16 protein-coding genes are annotated in these 18,238 nt (G+C 44.7%); all 16 read left to right on the forward strand.

From position 1 onward, the window contains the following. Positions 1–19 precede the first annotated feature (19 nt). The 16 genes from rpsB to dnaE all read left to right on the forward strand — a co-directional run bounded on the left by rpsB (position 20) and on the right by dnaE (position 18,227). The gene (gene rpsB / locus GMES_RS07875) at positions 20–751 is read left to right on the forward strand and encodes a 30S ribosomal protein S2 (protein WP_006992105.1); all 732 of its coding nucleotides are present in this window, start codon (positions 20–22) and stop codon (positions 749–751) included. A gap of 132 nt (positions 752–883) precedes the next feature. Further along, on the forward strand, positions 884–1,756 hold the full coding sequence (gene tsf, locus GMES_RS07880; RefSeq protein ID WP_006992106.1) for a translation elongation factor Ts: 873 nt from the start codon (positions 884–886) through the stop codon (positions 1,754–1,756). Between the two features lie 267 nt (positions 1,757–2,023). Next, entirely contained in the window at positions 2,024–2,767 is a 744-nt protein-coding gene (gene pyrH / locus GMES_RS07885; RefSeq protein WP_006992107.1) for a UMP kinase, read from the forward strand. Between the two features lie 15 nt (positions 2,768–2,782). Then, the gene (gene frr / locus GMES_RS07890) at positions 2,783–3,340 is read left to right on the forward strand and encodes a ribosome recycling factor (RefSeq protein ID WP_006992108.1); all 558 of its coding nucleotides are present in this window, start codon (positions 2,783–2,785) and stop codon (positions 3,338–3,340) included. Positions 3,341–3,354: 14 nt separating this feature from the next. Continuing rightward, positions 3,355–4,095 (forward strand): polyprenyl diphosphate synthase, encoded by a 741-nt coding sequence (uppS, locus tag GMES_RS07895; RefSeq protein ID WP_006992109.1) that lies wholly within the window; start codon positions 3,355–3,357, stop codon positions 4,093–4,095. Between the two features lie 49 nt (positions 4,096–4,144). Continuing rightward, positions 4,145–5,008 (forward strand): phosphatidate cytidylyltransferase, encoded by an 864-nt coding sequence (locus GMES_RS07900; protein WP_006992110.1) that lies wholly within the window; start codon positions 4,145–4,147, stop codon positions 5,006–5,008. Then, the gene (gene ispC / locus GMES_RS07905) at positions 5,008–6,201 is read left to right on the forward strand and encodes a 1-deoxy-D-xylulose-5-phosphate reductoisomerase (RefSeq protein WP_006992111.1); all 1,194 of its coding nucleotides are present in this window, start codon (positions 5,008–5,010) and stop codon (positions 6,199–6,201) included. Before GMES_RS07900 ends, ispC begins: the two co-directional genes overlap by 1 nt. Beyond that, on the forward strand, positions 6,201–7,553 hold the full coding sequence (gene rseP, locus GMES_RS07910; RefSeq protein ID WP_006992112.1) for a sigma E protease regulator RseP: 1,353 nt from the start codon (positions 6,201–6,203) through the stop codon (positions 7,551–7,553). The genes ispC and rseP overlap by 1 nt, the downstream gene beginning before the upstream one ends. A 61-nt stretch (positions 7,554–7,614) precedes the next feature. After that, entirely contained in the window at positions 7,615–10,089 is a 2,475-nt protein-coding gene (bamA, locus tag GMES_RS07915) for an outer membrane protein assembly factor BamA (protein WP_006992113.1), read from the forward strand. Between the two features lie 54 nt (positions 10,090–10,143). Continuing rightward, positions 10,144–10,659 carry an OmpH family outer membrane protein gene (locus GMES_RS07920; RefSeq protein ID WP_006992114.1) on the forward strand — a complete coding sequence of 172 codons (516 nt, stop codon included), beginning with the start codon at positions 10,144–10,146 and terminating at the stop codon, positions 10,657–10,659. A 42-nt stretch (positions 10,660–10,701) separates the two neighbouring features. After that, positions 10,702–11,736, forward strand: coding sequence for a UDP-3-O-(3-hydroxymyristoyl)glucosamine N-acyltransferase (gene lpxD / locus GMES_RS07925; protein WP_006992115.1), 1,035 nt, complete (start codon positions 10,702–10,704; stop codon positions 11,734–11,736). A 41-nt stretch (positions 11,737–11,777) separates the two neighbouring features. Then, on the forward strand, positions 11,778–12,224 hold the full coding sequence (gene fabZ, locus GMES_RS07930; protein WP_006992116.1) for a 3-hydroxyacyl-ACP dehydratase FabZ: 447 nt from the start codon (positions 11,778–11,780) through the stop codon (positions 12,222–12,224). A gap of 1 nt (position 12,225) precedes the next feature. Continuing rightward, positions 12,226–12,996, forward strand: a complete 771-nt coding sequence (lpxA, locus tag GMES_RS07935) for an acyl-ACP--UDP-N-acetylglucosamine O-acyltransferase (protein ID WP_006992117.1) — start codon at positions 12,226–12,228, stop codon at positions 12,994–12,996. A 3-nt stretch (positions 12,997–12,999) separates the two neighbouring features. Further along, positions 13,000–14,166 (forward strand): lipid-A-disaccharide synthase, encoded by a 1,167-nt coding sequence (gene lpxB, locus GMES_RS07940; protein ID WP_006992118.1) that lies wholly within the window; start codon positions 13,000–13,002, stop codon positions 14,164–14,166. After that, positions 14,166–14,759, forward strand: a complete 594-nt coding sequence (rnhB, locus tag GMES_RS07945; protein ID WP_006992119.1) for a ribonuclease HII — start codon at positions 14,166–14,168, stop codon at positions 14,757–14,759. The genes lpxB and rnhB overlap by 1 nt, the downstream gene beginning before the upstream one ends. Continuing rightward, positions 14,760–18,227 carry a DNA polymerase III subunit alpha gene (gene dnaE, locus GMES_RS07950; RefSeq protein ID WP_039986907.1) on the forward strand — a complete coding sequence of 1,156 codons (3,468 nt, stop codon included), beginning with the start codon at positions 14,760–14,762 and terminating at the stop codon, positions 18,225–18,227. The last annotated feature ends 11 nt before the right edge of the window (positions 18,228–18,238 follow it).

An 18,238-nucleotide genomic window follows, 5' to 3' on the forward strand; every position in this document is an offset into this window, starting at 1 on the left:
TATTAAGGAAACTAATATAATGGCAAATGTATCAATGCGCGATATGCTTCAAGCAGGCGTTCACTTCGGTCACCAAACTCGTTACTGGAACCCAAAAATGAAACCTTTCATCTTTGGCGCTCGTAACAAAGTTCACATCATTAACTTAGAAAAAACGGTTCCGTTATTCAACAATGCGTTGAATTACATCGGCGGCGTTGCTTCAAAGAAAGGTAAAATCCTTTTTGTTGGTACTAAACGTGCAGCAAGTGATTCAGTTCGTGACGCGGCAGTTAAATGTGACCAATTCTACGTTAACAAACGTTGGTTAGGCGGCATGTTGACTAACTGGAAAACAGTTCGTCAATCAATCAAGCGCTTGAAAGATCTAGAGCAACAAAGCCAAGACGGTACGTTCGACAAAATCACTAAGAAAGAAGTGCTTATGTTACAACGCGAAATGGCTAAGCTAGAAAACAGCTTGGGCGGGATCAAAAACATGGGCGGTCTTCCTGATTGTCTTTTCGTTGTTGATGCTGATCACGAGCACATTGCGATTACCGAAGCGCGTAACCTTGGTATTCCAGTTGTTTCTATCGTCGACACAAACTCAAACCCAGATGGTGTTGATTACATCATTCCTGGTAACGATGATGCGATCCGTGCAGTTCAACTTTACTTGAACTCTGCTGCTGACGCCGTTATCGAAGGTCGTGAGAAGAACATTGAAGTACAGGCTGAAGAAGGTGAGTTTGTTGAAGCTGCTGAGTAATCAGCCCCTTTAATATTCCTATTGAGTCAGTCTGTTAATGCACAAATGTGCATGACACGAAAATCTAACAGGGGCTAATGCCCCTGTTTTTTAATCCTAATTTAAGTACATTATATTGCTGAGGAAACGACAATGGCAGTGACAGCAGCCCTAGTTAAAGAATTACGCGAGCGTACCGCTGCAGGTATGTTGGATTGTAAAAATGCACTAGTTGAAGCGAACGGTGACATCGAGCTAGCAATTGAAAATATGCGTAAAAATGGCCAAGCAAAAGCGGCTAAAAAAGCAGGTCGTATCGCCGCTGAAGGCGTTATCTTGACCAAAGTTGCTAACGGTGTAGCAACAATGATCGAGTTGAACAGTGAAACTGATTTCGTTGCTCGTGACGAAGGTTTCATCGCATTCGGTAGCAAATTGATCGAAGTGGCGTCTGCTAATAAAATCAATGACATTGAAACGTTGAACGATTCAGTGGTTGACGGCGTTAAAATAAGTGACGCACGTGATACTTTGGTTGCTAAAATTGGCGAAAACATTTCTCCGCGTCGTGTTATCTCTGTTGAAGGTGATAACCTTGGCGCATACGTACACGGCGGCCGTATCGGCGTTATCGCTATCCTTCAAGGTGGCGACGAAGAGCTTGCGAAAGACATCGCTATGCACGTTGCGGCAGCTAACCCTCAGTTCGTTAAGCCAACTGACGTACCAGCTGAAGTTGTTGCTAAAGAAAAAGAAATTCAACTTGATATCGCTATGCAGTCAGGCAAGCCTGCTGACATCGCTGAGAAGATGGTTTCTGGTCGCATGAACAAGTTCACTTCTGAAGTAAGCCTAACTGGCCAAGCTTTCATTAAAGATCCTTCAACGTCTGTAGCACAATTGCTTAAAGCAAAAAATGCTGACGTTATCAACTTCGTACGTTTCGAAGTAGGTGAAGGTATTGAGAAGAAAGAAGAAGACTTTGCTGCTGAAGTAGCTGCACAAATGGCCGCTGCTAAGAAATAATTGCGCCATTTGCTTTTGCGAAAAGCTAATGTCATATAAACTATTGGCACCTCAAATTGAGGTGCCTTTTTATATGTGGACCAAGCTGTATAACGGCACGTACTTTGAAATTCAGTACATTTAGGTTCTTAACGCCTAAGTTTAGCGCCAAGCGTTGAACTATGTGCGCACAAAAGCAACTTAGGTAATGCCTGTATGCTAAGACGTACATTGTTATACCGAGAGTTATTGACCCCCATTATTCGTTAAATAAGGAACAGCCTGCCGATGAGTACAACACCTAAACATGCCTATCGTAGAATATTGCTAAAGCTAAGTGGCGAAGCCTTAATGGGCGAGGAAGGCTTTGGGATTGATCCGAAAGTTCTTGAGCGTATGGCCCAAGAAATAAAAGAATTGGTTGAACTGGGTATTGAAGTTGGCTTAGTCATAGGCGGCGGTAATTTATTCCGCGGCGAAGGTTTAGCAAAAGCAGGCATGAATCGTGTTGTTGGCGATCACATGGGTATGCTCGCGACCGTTATGAACGGTTTAGCCATGCGTGATGCGCTGCATCGTGCATTTGTGAATGCTCGTTTAATGTCAGCCATTCCACTTAATGGCGTATGTGATGCCTACAACTGGGCTGAAGCTATTAGTTTATTAAAATCTGGTCGCGTTGTAATTTTTGCAGCAGGTACGGGGAACCCGTTCTTCACAACTGACTCAGCCGCCTGTTTGCGTGGTATTGAAATAGAAGCCGATGCTGTGCTTAAGGGCACTAAAGTAGACGGTGTATATGATTCAGACCCTGCGAAAAATCCAGATGCAGTGTTATACAAAACCTTGTCTTACTCAGAAGTATTAGACAAAGAATTAAAAGTGATGGACTTGGCGGCATTTACGCTAGCACGAGATCACAATATCCCTATTCGCGTTTTTAATATGAATACCCCAGGTTGCTTACGCGCAGTTGTGCTTGGTGAAGATGTTGGTACCGTAATTTGCCATCCAGAAAAACAAGATAATTAATTAGGAAGACATTTTATGATTGATGAAATCAATGTAGACGCGCGTCAGCGCATGGAAAAAAGCGTGCTTGCGTTACGCGGCCAATTTACCAAAATTCGCACCGGTCGTGCCCATCCTAGCTTATTAGATAGCATCATGGTGCCATATTACGGCGCGCCGACTCCGTTAAAGCAATTGGCTAACGTGATAGCTGAAGACTCACGCACACTTGCCTTGACTGTATTTGACAAAAGCGCAGCACAAGCCGTTGAAAAAGCAATCATGCAGTCAGATTTAGGGTTAAACCCAATGAGTGCAGGTACGGTAATTCGTATTCCTATGCCAGCATTGACAGAAGAGCGCCGTAAAGATTTGATCCGCGTGGTTCGCAATGAAGCAGAAGGCGGTCGTGTTGCTGTGCGTAATATTCGTCGTGACGCCAATGGCGATATCAAAGAGTTGCTGAAAGAAAAAGAAATCAGCGAAGATGATGCTCACCGCGGTGAAGACGCTATTCAAAAGCTGACAGATGAATTCGTAAAGCAAATCGATGACATCTTAGCAGCGAAAGAAACAGAGTTAATGGAAGTGTAGTGGTTGCCTGATAAATGAATTCAGAATCACAATCGACCAGTAAACTCGTGCCCCAGCACGTTGCGATCATTATGGATGGCAACGGTCGTTGGGCCAAAAAGAAAGGCAAGATACGAACCTTCGGCCATCGTGCTGGTGTCAAAGGTGTTCGCGCTTCTGTGTCCTTTTCTCTTAAAAATAATATCAAAGTCTTAACCTTATTTGCCTTTAGCAGTGAAAACTGGAATCGCCCTCAAGAAGAAGTGGGGGTGCTAATGGAGCTGTTTAAAATGGTATTGAGCAGTGAAGTTAAGAAACTGCACAAAAATAACGTTAAATTACGCGTTATTGGTGATACTAGTCGCTTCGACAAAAAGCTGGTTGCGCAAATTCAAGATGCTGAGGCGTTAACTGAAAACAACGATGGCCTAATTCTCAACATTGCTGCGAATTACGGTGGTCGCTGGGATATTCTCAACGCCACCAAGGCGTTGGCTGAGCAGGTCAAAGAGGGCTCGCTCGAATGTGAGCAAATCGACGAAGCCATGCTCAACCGTTATACCTGTTGCGCTGACCTTCCTGAACTCGATTTACTCATTCGTACCGGTGGTGAAACCCGTATTAGTAATTTTCTGTTGTGGCAAGTTGCTTACGCGGAATTGTATTTTACCGATACCTACTGGCCGGATTTCAACGAAGACGCATTCCAACTTGCCATCGATAACTTTGCCGATAGGCAACGTCGCTACGGGATGACAGGCGAACAGGTCAGTTAATGACAGGTTCGCTTGCAGTTATCTCCACTTCCGCTTCTGAGGGCTCACAATGTTGAGAGAACGTATTCTGACCGCACTGGTGTTAGCACCGCTGGTACTGTGTTCGATTTTATTTTTACCTATGCTTGGTTTCGAAATTGCCATGATTGGTGTGCTTGGATTAGGCGCATGGGAATGGGCGAATATGTCGGGGTTTGTTACCCGCCAAACCAAAGCCATATATACACTTATTGTGGTGGCTATATGTAGCTATTTCACCTTTACCATAGACGTGGAAAATATATGGTATCAAGGCCAGCTGAATAGCCTTTACCATTATATTTTGGGTATAGCCGCACTGTGGTGGTTCATCTCGTTATTGATGATCATTGCCTATCCGCGCTTCAGCTCATTTTGGCGCACACGAAGAGGCATTCAAGGCGTATTTGGGCTACTTACGTTGATACCGACTTGGGTCGCTATCATCTCATTGCGCACTAGCTTGTATGACGTTGATAGTTTTTATGGCGCTTCACTTATTTTCTATGTGCTAGGCATAGTATGGGCTGCCGATATAGGAGCATTCTTTGTGGGGGTTAAGTTTGGTCGTACTAAATTACGCCCGAGAGTCTCTCCCGGTAAAACATTTGAAGGCCTAATGGGAGGCGTCGGGGCCTCTTCGCTTATTATCGCTTTTGCTGCACTTCATTATGCCGTTGACCCCAGCCGAATTTGGATCAACATTTTAATTGGCGGTTTGACGGTTGCGGTATCTGCATTAGGCGATTTGAATGAAAGTATGCTTAAACGCTGTGCGGGTATCAAAGACAGTGGAAACTTATTGCCTGGACATGGCGGTATCTTAGATCGCATTGACAGCTTAACGGCGGCATTTCCTGTTTTTGCCTTTTGCTATGTTTCGTGGATGGCTTAATGCAAAATATTTGTATATTAGGCGCAACAGGCTCTATTGGACAAAGCACTATTGATGTGGTGTTGCGCCATCCCGATTTATATCAGGTTTATGCGTTAACAGCTCATAGCCAAATAGATAAGCTCCTTGAGCAAGCCAAACTGTGCGAACCTAAGTATCTTGTGTTATCCAACGGCGCTAGCTATCAACATGCCAAACAAGCATTACTCGCCAGTGGAATAAAAACAGAACTTCTGTCAGGCGCGCAAGCGTTAGCCGATGTTGCCAGTGCCCATGAGGTTGATGTCGTGATGGCCGCTATTGTCGGTGGTGCGGGTTTGTTACCTACTATCGCGGCGGTTAAAGCGGGCAAAAAAGTATTATTGGCCAACAAAGAATCGTTGGTGATGTCTGGCGAGTTATTCATTAACGCAGCCAAAGAACATGGCGCAACGATATTGCCTATTGACAGTGAACACAACGCTATATTTCAGTGTTTGCCTCATGATTATCAATACGGTGATTTGGCGTCCTGTGGGATCAGCAGTATCTTGTTAACCGGCTCAGGAGGACCGTTTCGGGAAACGCCGTTAAATCGTTTATCTGAGATGACACCTGCTCAAGCATGTGCTCACCCTAATTGGGATATGGGACAAAAGATATCGGTTGATTCCGCCACTATGATGAATAAAGGCTTGGAGTTTATCGAAGCCCGTTGGTTATTTGGCTTACAAACGAGTGACATCAAAGTGGTATTGCATCCACAGAGTATTATTCATTCTATGGTGCAGTATTGCGACGGTTCAGTGTTAGCCCAAATGGGCAACCCTGATATGCGCACGCCGATTGCCCATGGCTTAGCGTTTCCAAAACGCATTGATTCAGGGGTCAAACCTCTGGATTTCCAAACCGTGAGCAATTTTAGTTTCGACGAACCTGAACCACAGCGCTATCCCAATTTATATTTGGCAATAGAAGCCTCTGATGCAGGCCAATACGCTACAACCGCATTAAATGCAGCGAACGAAGTGGCTGTGGCAGCTTTCTTATCAGGACAAATTGGTTTTAGCCAAATTGCCCAAGTCAATCAGCAATGCGTAGCACAAATGCAAGGATGTCAGCTCGATGACATCAATGCGATTGTTGAGTGGGATAAGGAATGTCGTAGTCAGGCACAACAAATTATTTCATCTTACTCAAGAGAGGCGCGCTAATGTTAGGCTTTTTATGGAGTTTAGCGTCGTTCGTTATTGCGCTGGGTATTTTAGTGGCTGTGCACGAATGGGGGCACTTTTGGGTTGCTAGGCGCTGCGGAGTCAAAGTCGAGCGTTTTTCCGTCGGCTTCGGTAAAGCTCTTTGGCGTCGCACGGATAAGCTAGGCACTGAATACGTTATAGCTGCCATACCTTTGGGTGGTTACGTTAAAATGCTCGACGAACGAGTAGACGACGTAGCAGAAGAAGATTTACCTCATGCCTTTAATCGTCAGCACGTACTCAAACGGATTGCTATTATCGCTGCTGGCCCGTTAACCAACTTTATTTTCGCCATATTTGCCTTATTCGTGATGTACCTTATTGGCGTTCAAACTATTAAGCCGATGCTCGGTGAAATAAAGCCAGACAGTATCGCCAGTCAAGCTGGGTTGATGGAAGGCTCTATTATCAAGCGAGTAGGAGAGCGAGGCACCATCGATTGGCAAGCGGTGAATCTAGAGCTGATTTCATATATTGGCAATGATACTCTGCCGCTCACTATTGCGTTGCCAAATAGCCCTGTTGAACAAACTAAAGTGTTGAATTTGAGCACTTGGCAATTTGATCCGGACAAAGACTCCGCAATTGAGAGTTTAGGTTTGTCTGTGTATCGACCAGAAGTCTTGAGTATCGTTGGTTTGGTGGCTGAAAACTCTGCTGCTGAGCAACTTGGTTTGAAGGTTGGAGATAAAATTCAGCAGGTAGATGGAACTACCATGGCAAATTGGGAACAAATAGTCAGTTATGTTGCGAAGCGTCCCAATGCTGACGTTGTCATTGAGGTGTTAAGAGACGAGCGTGTTGTTAGGTTGAGCGGCATGTTAGGCTCGCGCCACGATGGTGAAGATGAGATTGGTTACTTGGGTGTCAGCCCAACGTTAGCACCATGGCCGAAAGGGGTTTTATTCACTCACCAATACGGTCTGATTGACGCTGTTGTTCAGGCGAGCGACAAAACATGGCGTCTGATGACCCTTAGCGTCGAAATGCTAGGAAAGTTAATTACAGGTGATGTGTCGGTTAAAAACCTCAGTGGACCGATTTCCATTGCCCAGGGTGCTGGGATGAGTGCGAGCTCAGGAATAGTGTATTTTCTGAGCTTTTTAGCGTTAATTAGCGTCAATTTGGGAATTATTAACCTTTTACCCATTCCGGTGCTTGATGGTGGACACTTACTCTATTACTTTATAGAGCTTTTACGTGGTCGACCCGTTCCGGACTCTGTACAAGAGATTGGTTTTAAAATAGGTGGCTTATTATTACTCCTGTTTATGAGTATCGCCATCATTAACGACATTACGCGTTTATAATTTTTATCGGCCAAATTGGTCAAAGCACAAACATATGTGCGCTTAGGAAGAATGGTAATAAATGAAGTTTAAACAGTTAGTTGCTGCAGGATTGATGTTATCCGTTGCCAATATGGCAAAGTCGGCCCAAGAAAGTGAATTTGTCGTTTCTGATATTAAAGTCGAAGGTCTGCAACGTGTAGCCCTTGGTGCGGCATTGACCTACTTGCCGGTTAAAGTCGGTGATGAAATGAATAGCTTCCGAATAGCACAGGCTATTCGCTCATTGTATGCATCAACGCATTTCGAGAGCATTGAAGTGCTGCGTGACGGCGATGTACTGGTGGTTAAGGTGAAAGAACGCCCCACTATCAGTAATATTATTCTTGAAGGCAATGACGACATCAAAGACGAGCAGCTACAAGAAAGTTTAGACGGCAGCAATATTCGTTTAGGTGAGCCACTGGATAAAACCGTGCTGACCTCTATCGAAAATGGCTTAAAAGACTTCTATTACAGTATTGGTAAATATAACGCCGATGTAAGCGCGATCATTACGCCTTTGCCACGTAATCGTGTTGACCTAAAGTTGCTTTTCGAAGAGGGCGATGCGGCCAAAATTGAGCAGATCAACATTGTTGGTAACACCATTTTTGATGACGCTACTTTGTTCGAGCAAATGGAATTGAAATTCGATGCCCCATGGTGGGACTTCCTATCCGAAACCCGTTATCAGAAACAAACTCTAACAGGCGATATGGAAACGGTCACAAGTTATTACAAAGATCGTGGCTATCTGAAGTTCGATATTGAATCGACGCAAGTTTCCATGACACCCGAGAAAGCAGGTATATACGTCACCTTAAATATTGAAGAAGGCGAGCAGTATAAAGTCTCTGAAGTGGAATTGGTCGGTGAGTTATTAGGTCATGAAGATTACTTAAAGCTTGTATTGCCTATCACGCCTGGTGAGTTATATAACCAGGCTGAGGTAACGTACACAGAAGAATTTATCAGTAAGTATTTTGGTCGATTTGGTTACGCTTATCCAACAGTTACAACCATTCCTGATATTAATGAAGAAGATAAAACGGTTAAGTTGACCTTATCTGTGGACCCTGGCAAACGTATTTATGTTCGTCGTATTAACTTTGAAGGCAACATTGGCACTGCCGATGAAGTGTTACGTCAGTCAGTGACGCAGATGGAAGGTGCATGGCTATCAAATGCAACGCTTGAATCTTCCAAAAACGCACTTTCTCGTTTGACTTACATGGAAACAGTTGATTTTGAAACTGTTCGCCTGCCTGGCGAAGACGATAAAGTTGACGTTAACTTCAGCGTAAAAGAGCAAGCTTCTGGTTCATTCAATGCGGGTATCGGTTACGGTGATAGAACCAAGCTGAGCTTACAAGCGGGTATCCAACAAGATAACTTCTTAGGTACAGGTAAACGTATCGCATTGAACCTGAGTACAACGTCATATCAAAAAAGTGCTCAGATTTCTTATACAGACCCGTATTTCACCATAGACGGCATCAGCTTAGGTGGCTCAGTAGGCTATAGCGAGTTTGATGGCGAAAGCGCTGGTTTTATTCAGTATAACTCTAAGCAATATTCTGTCGGGGCAAACGTCGGTTATCCTATTGATGAGTTCAACCGCATTAACTTTGGTTTGACATACAGTAATGTTGAGTTGTTCCAAAGTACTTCTTACGAGCAGACGACCCGCTTTTATAATCAATTTGTGGATGAAAGTAACCCAGACGACTCTATTAAATACGATAGCTTCTTAGCGTCAGTCGCTTGGATCCGCTCTACGTTAAACCGTGGTGTTTTCCCAACTGCTGGTTCATCGCAACGTGCATCGTTCAGTATCACCACGCCGAATTCTGACGTTAACTACTTTAAAACCGAAGTGGATACCAAGTTTTATTTCCCATTGTCTCGTAATCAACGTTGGTCATTCTTGGCTCGCTTGAAGTTAGGTTATGGTAACGGTTATGGCACCGCCTATGGCGTAGACCAAATATTACCATTTAACCAAAACTTCGGTGCCGGTGGTAATGATTCACTGCGCGGTTTTGAAAACAACACAGTTGGCCCACGTGGTGTGCAGCTTACCCCTTCAGTCATCCGTGATATCGACGGCAATATTATCTACGGCAGCCCAGTTAACGACACTGTGACTATTTCGTCTCGTTCACTTGGCGGTAACGCCATGATCCTAGGTGGTGTCGAGTTAATCGTGCCTACTCCGTTTGTGGAAGCTGACTTCGATAATTCGGTACGGACTAGCTTGTTTGTGGACGTAGGTAACGTTTGGGATACTGAGTTTAGGTATGACCGCTATAAAGATTTAACGCTTAATCAACAGTTTAACAACGATCCATTAGAAGATTACAGTGATTACAAGTTGTATAGAGCTTCTGGTGGTCTTTCTGTACAATGGTTGTCGCCTATGGGACCTATGGTATTCAGCTTCTCTAAAGCGATTGAATCAAGAGAAGGGGATGACACGAAGTTTTTCTCTTTTAACATTGGTCAAACATTCTAAATCCAGTATTGTTTAGTGCTGAGAAAAATAACGATTAAAAATCAGGAGTATCTTTTGAAAACATTTACTAAAAGTCTTGTAGCAGGGGCATTAATTGGCGCAGCAGCATTCAGTAATGCAGCATTGGCAGAGCAAAAAATCGGTGCGGTTAACGTACAAGGTATTTTCCAATCTATGCCTCAAGCAGCCACAATTCAACAAGACTTAGCGGCAGAATTTAAAGACAAAACTGAAGAAGTTAGCCGCTTGGAAAAAGACATAAAGTATTACATTGAGAAGAATCAACGTGATGCAGCGACTATGAGCGGCAAAGAAAAAACTGAACTTGAAGGCAAAATTAATGCCCTTCGTGAAGAATATGCAGCCAAAGCACAGCCGCTTCAACAAGAAGTTCAAGGTCGTTTGAAAGAAGAGCAAAATAAATTGCTTGGTTTCATCAAACAGTCAATTGACGTTGTTGCAGCTAAAGAAAAATATGACGTTATATTAAACGCCAATGCAGTTGCTTTTATTAATCCAGAAGATGATATCTCTAAGAAAGTATTAGAGCAGGTTAGCAAAGTAAAATAAGTCCAGTAGGACGCACGTTACAATCGATAATAAGGTCTGACTTTGAATCAAACAGTTAGCTTACAGCAATTAGCTGATAAAATTGGAGCCACGCTACATCTTGCTGATGGCGACAGTGGTGATACGCAAATCCATTCACTGTCTACATTGGCGTCAGCGGGCAATGGTCAGATTTCATTTTTGTCGAATAGTCGGTATCGTAGCCAGCTTGAAAAAACGGCCGCTCAGGCCGTTATTTTAAAATCCGAAGATTTATCGCATTGTCAGTGCTCAGCATTAGTGATGGACAATCCCTATGTTGGGTTTGCACTCGCAGCACAATTACTTGACTCTACTCCTCGTTCGGCCGACGGCATTTCACCTTTAGCGGTGATAGCTGATGATGTTGAATTGGGTGATAACGTTAGTATTGGCGCGCATGCCGTTATTGAATCGGGTGTTAAGCTAGCAGATCACGTACAAATTGGCCCCGGCTGCTTTATTGGTAAAGGCGTAAGTGTTGGTGCCAATACTAAGTTGTGGGCAAATGTCACTCTGTATCATCGCGTAGTACTAGGGCAAGACTGTTTAATACAATCTGCCACTGTGATTGGTGCTGATGGTTTTGGTTATGCAAATGACAAAGGCCGTTGGGTTAAAATACCTCAGTTAGGCACGGTTATCCTAGGTGATCGTGTTGAAGTGGGTGCCAGTAGTACTATTGATCGTGGTGCGCTTGATGACACCATTATTGGTAATGGTGTAATTATCGATAATCAGTGTCAAGTTGCACACAATGTGATTATTGGTGAGAACACTGCTATCGCTGGATGCACAGTTGTCGCCGGAAGTGTTACTATTGGCCGCAATTGTACAATTGGTGGCATGGTGGCAATTAACGGACATATGGAAATTTGTGATAACGTTTATATTACGGGGATGAGTATGGTGACAAAAGCCATAGACAAACCTGGCGTTTACTCTTCCGGAATGCCCGCTATTGAAAACCGAGAGTGGCGAAAAAATGCAGTGGCGTTGCGTAACCTTAGCACCCTCAATCAGCGTGTCAAAACACTCGAAAAATCGCATTTAAAATAAGTCACCTCGCCAATTGGTGACTTAATTGAGGAGATAACCTGTTGGTTAATAATATCAATCAGCTTGGAATCGAAGAGATTCTTGAGCTTTTACCCCACCGTTACCCATTTTTATTACTTGATCGTGTTACGGACTATACCTTAGGTGAATCGATCACAGCCTATAAAAACATTACCTTCAATGAGCCGTGCTTCACTGGCCATTTTCCGGGTAAGCCTATTTTCCCTGGGGTACTCATCTTAGAAGCATTAGCACAAGCTGCAGGCGTGTTAGGCTTTAAAACTGCAGGCAATAGTGACGATTTATATTTGTATGCAGGGATAGATAAAGCGCGCTTTAAACATCCCGTCGTGCCTGGTGATCGTTTAGATATGGACGTGCGTCTTATAAAAGAGCGTCGCGGTATCTGGAAATTCCACGGTGTTGGCAGCGTAGATGGCAAAGCCGTTTGTGAAGCCGAATTCATGTGTGCAATGCGGAAACTATAACGTGATACATTCTACAGCTATCATTCATCCTTCGGCGATTATCGCCGATGATGTGAAAATTGGTCCTTATTGTCTTATCGGCGCTAATGTTGAAATTGGCTCAGGCACCGTACTTGAATCTCATGTAGTCGTAAAAGGCCACACTAAGATTGGCAAAAACAACCGATTCTTTCAGTTCGGTTCCATTGGTGAAGACTGCCAAGACAAAAAATATGCTGGCGAAGATACCTATTTGAACATTGGCGATAATAACGTTTTTCGCGAATCAGTCACTGTCCATCGTGGCACAGCTCAAGATAAAGCGTTGACTCAAATTGGCTCACATAATTTGTTTATGGCTTACGCCCATGTTGCCCATGATTGCGTTATCGGCGATAACAGCATTTTGGCGAATAATGCGACGTTAGCAGGCCACGTGCACATTGGCGATCACGTTATTTTAGGCGGTATGACAGCCTTTCATCAGTTCTGCCATATTGGCTCACATAGCTTTGTAGCAGGCGGAGCAATCGTGCTGCGTGACGTACCTCCCTATGTCATGATAGGCGGTGATAAAAGCACGCCACATGGTATCAATAGTGAAGGCTTGAAACGTCGCGGTTTTGATAAAGACGTCATTATGCAATTACGCCGTGCCTACAAGGTGCTATACCGTAATGGTCATCGAGCAGACGAAGCGGTTGAGTTGTTGAATGAAATGGCGCAAAGCACGCCCGAGGTTAAGATCATGGCTGATTTTGTGGCGACCTCTTCACGAGGTATTGTGCGCTAAGTCATGAGCGAAAAAGCCATTAGAGTAGGAATAGTTGCCGGTGAAACATCCGGCGATATACTAGCCGCCGGATTAATCAGCAGTATTAAGCAGCAATATCCCAATGCCATTTTTGAAGGGATAGCCGGCCCACGCATGCAAGCGCAAGGATGTACAACGATATTCGACATGGAAGAATTATCTGTGATGGGACTCGTTGAAGTGTTATCGCGTATTCGAAGATTGTTGTTCGTTCGCAAAAGTTTATATCAACATTTTATCGCCAATCCCCCAGATATTTTTATCGGCGTTGATGCCCCAGATTTCAACTTACGTTTAGAGTTACCTCTTAAAAAAGCGGGTATTAAAACTGTGCATTACGTCAGCCCTACAGTTTGGGCTTGGCGCGAGAAGCGCGTGTTCAATATCGCTAAAGCAACCGATCTGGTTTTGAGTTTGTTTCCGTTTGAGAAGCAGGTCTACGATAAGCATAATATCCCATGCCAATTTGTGGGCCATACCATGGCCGATGGCATCCCCTTAGTGCCTGATAAAGGCGCTGCACGTAGAGCATTAAAAGTACACCCAGACGAGCGAGTATTAGCCTTGTTGCCTGGTAGTCGCCACAGTGAAGTGAGCTTGCTGCTCGATATTTTTATGCAAAGCGCAGAGCTGTTGTCCAAAGACGTAAGCGATTTATGTGTACTCATCCCAGTGGTAAACAAAGAGCGCAAACGTCAAGTCGAAGACTATATGCGAGAGCATTTGGTTGACGTAAATTATCGAGTGGTTATCGGCCATGCTCGTGAAGTGATGACCGCTTCTGACGCTGTATTGCTAGCGTCGGGTACAGCGACGCTAGAGGCCATGCTATGCAAACGCCCTATGGTGGTGGCATATCGTATGAGCTGGCTGACCCACCAAATGATGAAGCGCTTATATATTGCTAAATATTTTGCATTACCGAATATTTTAGCGGATGAAGAGTTAGTCCCCGAATTATTGCAAGAAGACGTTAACCCTCAGAATATTGCTAGCAAATTATTGCACTACTTTAACCAGAATGAAGGTGAGAAAGCAGCGTTAGTCGCCCGCTTTACTGAACTTCATGGGTTACTCAAGCAAGATGCAGACGCACAAGCAGCCAAAGCGGTGTTATCGCTGATAGCACCCAATCAAGAGAGCAAGTAATGACCCAGTTAATTGCAGGTGTCGATGAAGTTGGACGCGGCCCCTTGGTGGGCGATGTGGTAACCGCCGCTGTTATCCTTGATCCTGCTAAGCCAATTGACGGGTTAGCAGATTCAAAAAAAATATCAGAGAAAAAGCGCCTCGCCCTGTTTGATATCATTATGCAAAACGCGTTAGCGGTCAGTGTGGGAAGAGCGTCACCGCAAGAGATTGACGAGTTAAATATCCTGCATGCCACCATGCTGGCTATGAAGCGAGCAGTACAAGGGCTAGCAACTCAGCCCACGTTTGTGCGCGTAGACGGCAATCGATGTCCTCATTGGGATTATGCCAGTGAAGCTGTGGTAAAAGGTGATAGCCTGTTTGCTGAAATTTCAGCGGCTTCGATTATTGCTAAAGTGACCAGAGATGCAGAAATGAGCGAGTTACATAATGCTCACCCTGAGTACGGTTTCGCTCAGCATAAGGGTTACCCCACAAAAGCGCACCTAGAAAAACTGGCTGAATTTGGCCCTTTATCTCAGTACCGAATGAGCTTCAAACCCGTGCAATTATCGTTAATACAGCGTGGCGGGCAGTTGGCAGGAAACTAAATGTCTGATTGTAAATTTGTACACTTGAGAGTCCACAGCGACTATTCAATGCTAGACGGTTTGAATAAAGTAAAACCGCTTATTGCCCATGTAAAATCACTCAATATGCCTGCGGTTGCGTTAACCGATCAGATGAACATGTGCGGCTTGGTTAAATTTTATGAGCAGGCCCATTCAAACGGCATTAAACCCATTATTGGAACGGACTTCTGGGTGCAGTCAGATGCCCTAGAAGATCATGTCTTTCGCTTGACGTTGTTGGCCGCTAATAACAAGGGCTACAAAAATATCACCTTGCTCATCTCTAAAGCGTATCTGCGCGGCAGTGTGCAAGACAAAGCCGTTATAGATCAAGAGTGGTTGGTTGAGCACAGTGAAGGGGTAATTATCCTCTCTGGTGGCCGCATGGGCGACTTAGGCGTTTATTTAACCAAAGGTAATGTAGGCTTAGCTGAAAAGGCTACCACCTTTTACCAGCAGCATTTTCCTGATCGTTTTTATTTAGAATTAACACGCACAGGGCGCTTAGGCGAAGAAGACTATATCCACCGAGCGGTGGAGTGGGCAGGGCAACACGACTTGCCCGTAGTGGCGACAAACGAAGTGTGCTTTATCTCACCTGATAACTTTGAAGCGCACGAAATCCGCGTGGCCATTCACGATGGTTACACACTGAACGATCCACGTCGTCCTAAGTTGTACAGTGAACAACAATACATGCGCACCAGCGAGGAAATGTGTGATCTATTTGCCGATATTCCCCAAGCGATTGAGAACACAGTTGAGATCGCCAAGCGTTGTAATGTATCAGTACTATTAGGTACTTATTTTCTACCAGATTTCCCTACCGGCGATATGTCTATCGCGGACTTTTTAGTGAAGGTATCTGAAGAGGGCTTAGAAAAACGCTTAGCGTTTCTTTTCCCTGATGAGGAAGAACGCCTTGCCAAACGCCCAGAATACGATGAACGATTAAAAATAGAGTTGGTGGTCATCAACCAAATGGGATTCCCCGGTTATTTCTTGATCGTAATGGAATTTATCCAGTGGAGTAAAGATAACGGTATCCCAGTGGGCCCAGGACGAGGGTCAGGTGCTGGTTCACTGGTAGCTTATGCGCTGGGGATCACGGATTTGGATCCGCTGGAATTTGATTTGCTGTTCGAGCGATTCTTGAACCCTGAACGGGTTTCCATGCCGGATTTCGACGTCGATTTCTGTATGGACAGACGAGACGAAGTGATTGATCACGTTGCTGAAATGTACGGCCGTGATGCGGTATCGCAAATTATCACATTTGGTACCATGGCCGCGAAGGCTGTTGTGCGCGATGTGGGGCGAGTTTTGGGTCACCCTTACGGCTTCGTTGATCGTATTTCGAAGCTTATTCCACCTACGCCGGGTATGACGTTAACCAAAGCATTTGAAGAAGAGCCGCGATTACCGGAGCTTTACGCCTACGATGAAGAAGTCAAAGATCTCATCGATATGGCGCGAATTCTTGAAGGGGTAACTCGTAACGCGGGTAAACACGCCGGTGGTGTGGTTATCGCCCCGGACAAAATTACCGATTTCGCACCCTTATATTGTGATGACGAGGGGAAAAACCCCGTCACGCAATTTGATAAAAACGACGTTGAAACGGCAGGTCTGGTTAAGTTCGATTTCTTGGGCTTGCGTACACTGACCATTATTCAGTGGGCCATCGATATGATCTCCGCCGGTAAAGGTGTCGATATAGATATCTTGGCCATTCCGATGGATGACAAGAAATCCTTTAAACTATTACAGCGCTCAGAAACCACAGCCGTTTTCCAGCTTGAATCCCGCGGTATGAAGGATTTGATCAAACGACTTCGACCAGATAGCTTTGAAGATATTATCGCGTTGGTGGCTCTATTTAGACCGGGTCCTTTGCAATCAGGCATGGTGGACAACTTTATCGACCGTAAACATGGTCGAGAAGCGATTTCATACCCAGATGCCACATACCAACATGAGTGCCTGAAAGAAATCCTAGAGCCGACGTACGGCATTATCTTGTATCAAGAACAAGTTATGCAAATTGCTCAGGAAATGTCTGGGTATAGCTTAGGTGGGGCAGATTTACTTCGCCGCGCAATGGGTAAGAAAAAGCCCGAAGAAATGGCCAAGCAGCGAGAATCATTTGAGACCGGTGCCAAAAACAATAACATTGACCCTGAGTTGGCGATCAAAATTTTCGATCTGGTAGAAAAGTTCGCTGGTTATGGATTTAACAAATCTCACTCTGCTGCTTATGCACTGGTCTCTTATCAAACCCTTTGGTTAAAAACCCATTATCCTGCTGAATTTATGGCGGCGGTAATGTCCGCTGATATGGATAACACAGATAAAATCGTGACCTTAGTCGACGAATGTCAGCGGATGGGAATCACCTTATTGCCACCAGATGTCAATGCAGGTAGTTACAAATTTACCGTTGATAGTGAAGGGCGAATTGTTTATGGCATCGGGGCAATCAAGGGCGTAGGCGAAGGACCAATTGCAGCGATCATTGAAGCGCGAGAAAACCACGAAAAATTCACAGATTTATTCGATTTCTGTGCAAAAGTGGATACTAAGCGGATCAATAAGCGCGTGCTTGAAAAACTCGTTTACGCTGGCGCACTGGACAACCTTGGGCCGCATCGAGCGTCTATTATGGCCACCTTACCGGAAGCAATATCTGCGGCAGATCAACACGCTAAAGCCGAAGCCCACGGGCAAAGTGATATGTTTGGCCTGCTAACCACTGAGCCTGAGCAAGTAGAGCAAGCGTTTGCTAAAGTGCCTCCTTGGTCTGAGAAAGTCTGGTTAGACGGCGAAAAGGTCACATTAGGGCTTTACCTAACGGGACACCCAATTAACCAATATGCCCAAGAGATCAAACATTACTGTACTGGTCGCCTAATAGATCTCAAACCGACTCATAAAGACGTCGTATCTTATGCGGTAGGATTAGTCATTGGTGTGCGGGTGATGACCAATAAACGAGGTCGACGTTGGGGCATTGTCACATTAGATGATAAAAGTGCTAGGATAGATGTACGTTTTTTCCCCGATCTGTTTGAACAATACGAGGAAATACTGCAATCTGACCGAATATTGGTGGTAAGTGGACAGGTCAGCTTTGATGAATTTTCCGGGGGCAATACAATAGGCGCCCGCGACGCAATGGACATAGTTCAGGCGAGGGAAAAGAACGCAAAATGGTTAAGTATGCAGTTTGAATCGAGCTGGTGTAATGCCTCAACACTCGCTAAACTGCAAGCAATATTAGCGCCTTATCAAGGCGGAAGCTGTCCGGTACAAGCCCATGTTGTGCATCCGGATGCCGAGGTAACATTAGCATTAGGTGCCCAGTGGTATGTTACTCCTGAGGACCAGTTACTTTTTGAATTACAGCAGCAGTTCGGTAAAGAGCATGTAGAGCTGGTGTTTCATTGATTTTGACAGAT

Source organism: Paraglaciecola mesophila KMM 241 (assembly GCF_000315015.1).
Taxonomy (GTDB): Bacteria; Pseudomonadota; Gammaproteobacteria; order Enterobacterales; family Alteromonadaceae; genus Paraglaciecola; species Paraglaciecola mesophila.

Bases quoted from the DNA above. Each gene is read 5' to 3' on its own strand.
- rpsB (WP_006992105.1), top strand. From the start codon at position 20: ATGGCAAATGTATCAATGCGCGATATGCTTCAAGCAGGCGTTCACTTC.
- tsf (WP_006992106.1), top strand. From the start codon at position 884: ATGGCAGTGACAGCAGCCCTAGTTAAAGAATTACGCGAGCGTACCGCT.
- pyrH (WP_006992107.1), top strand. From the start codon at position 2,024: ATGAGTACAACACCTAAACATGCCTATCGTAGAATATTGCTAAAGCTA.
- frr (WP_006992108.1), top strand. From the start codon at position 2,783: ATGATTGATGAAATCAATGTAGACGCGCGTCAGCGCATGGAAAAAAGC.
- uppS (WP_006992109.1), top strand. From the start codon at position 3,355: ATGAATTCAGAATCACAATCGACCAGTAAACTCGTGCCCCAGCACGTT.
- GMES_RS07900 (WP_006992110.1), top strand. From the start codon at position 4,145: ATGTTGAGAGAACGTATTCTGACCGCACTGGTGTTAGCACCGCTGGTA.
- ispC (WP_006992111.1), top strand. From the start codon at position 5,008: ATGCAAAATATTTGTATATTAGGCGCAACAGGCTCTATTGGACAAAGC.
- rseP (WP_006992112.1), top strand. From the start codon at position 6,201: ATGTTAGGCTTTTTATGGAGTTTAGCGTCGTTCGTTATTGCGCTGGGT.
- bamA (WP_006992113.1), top strand. From the start codon at position 7,615: ATGAAGTTTAAACAGTTAGTTGCTGCAGGATTGATGTTATCCGTTGCC.
- lpxB (WP_006992118.1), top strand. From the start codon at position 13,000: ATGAGCGAAAAAGCCATTAGAGTAGGAATAGTTGCCGGTGAAACATCC.
- rnhB (WP_006992119.1), top strand. From the start codon at position 14,166: ATGACCCAGTTAATTGCAGGTGTCGATGAAGTTGGACGCGGCCCCTTG.
- dnaE (WP_039986907.1), top strand. From the start codon at position 14,760: ATGTCTGATTGTAAATTTGTACACTTGAGAGTCCACAGCGACTATTCA.